Annotated in this window: 2 protein-coding genes and 1 pseudogene; all 3 read right to left on the bottom strand. The window is 72.3% G+C overall.

The window, feature by feature from the left end:
• Positions 1–223: 223 nt before the first annotated feature.
• The gene (locus tag LCE31_RS23980) at positions 224–880 is read right to left on the bottom strand and encodes a hypothetical protein (protein WP_225017478.1); all 657 of its coding nucleotides are present in this window, start codon (positions 878–880) and stop codon (positions 224–226) included.
• A 238-nt stretch (positions 881–1,118) separates the two neighbouring features.
• Entirely contained in the window at positions 1,119–2,552 is a 1,434-nt protein-coding gene (locus LCE31_RS23975; protein WP_225017476.1) for a chitinase, read from the bottom strand.
• 242 nt (positions 2,553–2,794) lie between these two features.
• Positions 2,795–3,886, bottom strand: a pseudogene (locus tag LCE31_RS23970) (ArsB/NhaD family transporter); the annotation flags it as partial.
• Positions 3,887–4,002: the final 116 nt, after the last annotated feature.

The raw sequence follows: 4,002 nt of genomic DNA, 5'->3' as shown, positions 1-4,002 counted from the left end.
TGCACGCCTCAGGGGTCCTGCACGCCTCAGGGGTCCTGCACGCCTCAGGGGTCCTTGCGACACGCCCCCTCGGGGTCGTTCATGTCGCAAGGACCCCTGAGGCCCCCGGGCCGATGTGCGTCCGGGCGGCAGGGCCCGGACGGTCCTTCCAGGAAGGCAGTTCTTCAGGAAGGCGGCCCTTCAGGAAGGCGGCCCAGGAAAACGTTCCTGGAAGGCGTGCCTTCTAGGAAGCGGGCGGAGTGGTCGTGGGGGCCGTGGTCGCGGGCGCGCTGGGCAGGGACGCGAACAGGTCGAAGTACATGCCGAGGGAGACCACCACGCCGATGGCGCCGAGGACGAGTGCGGCCACCGCGACGGGCTTCGCCCAGGCGGTGCCCGCCGTGGTCGCGCGCCGCAGGGCGAACAGCACGATCACGGCGATGATCGCGGCGACCAGGGCGACCGCGCCGTTGATCGCGGCGGTCGTGTGCCAGCCGTCGCCGTACAGTTCGGCGATCTGCTGGGAGGTGGAGGACGTCTGGCTGGTGTGCAGCTGGCCGACGAGCGTCTCGCGCTCCGCGCCGACGCGTCCGGTCCAGGTGCCGGTCAGGGAGGTGAGGCCGAGTGCCGCCGCGACCACGGCCGCTGCCGCGACGCCCACTCCGCTGGAGGTGCGCGGCGGGGCGGCGCCGTCGTCGAGCGCGTCGTCGTCGGCGGAGTCGTCCTCGGGGGAGTCCGTGGCCCCGGACGTGTCCGTGTCCTCGGGGGCACCGGTCTCGCCCGGCTTCCCGTCGGCGAGCCCGTCCGCCGTCTGGGCCCCCGCCGTCGGTTCCTTCTCCTCGGTGTCGTTCCCGGTGGCGGCGTCCGGTCCTGTCGTGGTGGTGCTGGGGGTCGGGTTCATACGGCGCACGCTAGGGGTCCCTCCTGAGAGGTTTCTTAATCTCATCGGTGTCGCCCACGACCGCCGCGTCCCGGGGCCGTACGGGCCGGCCGGCGAGCGGGCGCACACGCCGCCGCGGGCCCCGGAGAAGATCTCGTGCGGCCCCCCCGGGGCCGTACAGGGGGCGCGTCGTCGTGTACGCCGCGCCATGTGGTGTGGCGTGTACTCCGGGTTACGTGTACTGGTTACGCGGCGGGCGTCAGGCCGGCAGGTGCCACTGCTGGTTCGAGCCGCCGAAGCACTGCCAGATCTGGAGCCTGGCCAGGTTCGCCGAGTTGTTGTCGGTGACGTCGAGGCACTTGCCCGAGCCCTGGTTGACGAGCGTGCTGCCGCTGCCCGCGGCCCACTGCTGCGCGCCGGTGCCGTTGCAGTCGTAGAGCTGGACCTTCGCGCCGTCGGCCGTACTTGCGGACGTCACGTCCATGCACTTGCCGAGGGCGCGCAGGGTGCCGTCGGAGCCGACCGTCCACTGCTGGGCGTTCGATCCGTTGCAGTCGTAGAGCTGGACGGCCGTGCCGTTCGCGCTGCTCGCCGCGTTCACGTCCACGCACTTGCCGGCGAGTCCGGTGATCTGGCCGGTGGCGCCGCCGGGCGGCGGGGTCGTGCCGCCGCCGCTGTTGATGCCGTTGAAGATGGAGCTGAACTGGTAGGCGCTCTGCGAGGTGCCGCTGCAGTTGTTCGACGGGTCGTTGGTGCTGCCGCCGCACTGGCGGTCGCGGCCGAGTGCCCAGAAGGACAGCTCCTGGATGCCGTTGGCCTTGGCGAAGTTGAGAACGGCGTTGGCGTTGGCGGTGGTGAAGGTCTCCGAGGCGCTGTCGTTCTTCCCGAGCATCGGGGTGTTGCCCTCCATCGCCCACAGCTGCGCGGAGGACTTGTCGGTCCAGATCGAACCGAGCTGGCCGTGCAGGGCGTTGGCGGCGTCGATGGCGGCCTGGCCCATGTCGGACACCGCGCGGCCGTAGTCCATCGTCATGGGGTTGACGAGGCTGACGTTCACGCCCTGCGCCTTGGCGTCGCGGAGCAGGTTGAGCTGGGCGCCCGGCAGGCCGGAGGTGTCGGTGCCGAGGGTGTACTGGACCTGGAGGTTCTTGCCCGAGGCGGCGTACTCCTGCTGGAGCTGGGCGAGGGCCTGGTCACGGCGGGTGTTGGCCGCGGTGTTCGACTCCTGGCCGGACTCGATGTCGAAGTCGACGCGGGTGAGGTTGAGCGCGTCGATGACCTTCTTGTACTGGGCCTTCACGGCGGCGACCGAATTGCAGGCGACCGCCTCCTCGGTGCCGGACGCGCCGCCGAAGGAGACCATGACGTCGCCGCCCGCGGCGCGCACCGCGTTCACGGCCGAGGTCCAGGAGCCGTCGGTGACGTCGGTCGAGCCGTTGAACTTGGCGTTGCAGCCGCCCGCGTCGATGACGAAGGCGAGCGTGAAGTACTTCGTCCCGTTGGCGCTCAGCGCGCTGGTCATCGCCGAGGGTGAGTTCCAGGTCTCGGCGTAGGGCGCCGAGAAGTGGGCCGGGAAGCCGGGCCCCGCGTTGGCGGCGGCGTTGGCGGCGCCTCCCGACGCCATGACGGCGGTGCCGGCCAGGGCAAGTACCGCCGGGGCTACGGCGAGGGATCTCTTGAGGGTACGCAGCACGGGGACACTCCTGTCATGCGCGCTTCAAGCGCGAGTGAGGGTGGGAACAGGCAGGTGCTGAACAAGGAGCGGGGAGCGGGAGAACAGGCAGAACGGGGGACGGTGCGCGGTCATGTGGCGGAACGTTGCCCTGCCATGTGAACGGACTGTCACTGAGAGCAGTAAAGGACTAGACCAGGACCGGGGTCAATCCCCTGGATTCATGAAACGAAGGAAAAACTTCGCGCCTTCTTCGCTCGCGGTCACTTCCCGACGACGGCCAGAGCGCCCCACAGGGCGAGCGTCGAGGCGAGCAGCGTCGCCGGGACGGTGAGCAGACCGAGCCGGGTGAAGTGGCCGAGCGTGGGCTCCGTGTCGTGCTCGTTCAGGATGCGCCGCCACAGGAGGGTCGCGAGCGAGCCCACATAGGTCAGATTGGGCCCGAGGTTGACGCCGATCAGCGCGGCGAGCACGGGTCCCGGCCCCGCGGGCGCCACCACCGGCAGCAGCGCGAGGACCGCGGGCAGGTTGTTGATGACGTTCGAGAGGGCGGCGGCGACACCGGCCACCGCGAGCAGCGAGCCGAGGGACGTACCGCCCGGCAGGATGGCGGCGATCCCGCTGCCGAGTCCGTTGTCGACGACGGCCTTCACGACGACGCCGAGCGCCAGCACGAACAGGCAGAACAGCGGCGACGCCCACATCACCAGCCGCACCACGGTGACGCGGGGAGGATCACGGCGCACCGCCCGCGCGTCCGGCGGCGCGCCGCCGGCACCCGGCCCCGCCTCCGCACGCCGTCCGCGCAGCAGCGCCCGTACGGCGAGGATCAGGGCGCCCCCGAGCGCCGCCCACACCGGCGCCACCCCGACCAGCGAGGTGGCGACGAACCCGGCGAGGGTCAGGCACAGCACGACGGTGGTGAACAGGGGCAGCGGTCTGCGCTCACCGGAACGCGGCGGATGGCCGCCCGCCGCGAGGTCGGCGGCGAACCAGCGGCGGAAGATCCCGTACTCGACGGCGATCGCCGCGAGCCAGGGCAGCACCATCAGCTCCGCGAACCGGGTGAAGGACAGGTCGCTCGCGGACAGCGCGAGCAGATTGGTCAGGTTGGAGACCGGCAGCAGCAGCGATGCCGAGTTGGCCAGATGCGCCGAGGCGTACACATGCGGTCTCGCGCGCGCCCCGACCCGCGCCGTCGTCGCGAAGACGACCGGCGTGAGCAGGACGACGGTGGCGTCCAGGCTGAGGACGGCCGTCGTCAGCGCCGCCACCACGAAGACGCCTCCGAGCAGCCGCCCGGGCCTGCCCCCGCACAGCCGGGCGACCCCGTCGCGCGCCGCCGCGCACAGGCCGGCGGCGGGGCCCCGGGGGGGCCCCCCCCGCCCGCCGGCCCCCCCCCCCCCCCCCCGCCCCCCCGCGCGGGGGGGGGGGCCCCCCGCCCCCCGCGCCCCCGCGCCCCGCCCCCCCC

This window comes from Streptomyces sp. 8L (genome assembly GCF_020176795.1).
In the GTDB taxonomy this organism is placed as follows: domain Bacteria; phylum Actinomycetota; class Actinomycetes; order Streptomycetales; family Streptomycetaceae; genus Streptomyces.
This window is presented reverse-complemented; position numbering and strand designations above follow the sequence as displayed.

Coding starts and splice junctions, on each gene's coding strand:
- LCE31_RS23980 (WP_225017478.1), bottom strand. CDS start 880: ATGAACCCGACCCCCAGCACCACCACGACAGGACCGGACGCCGCCACC.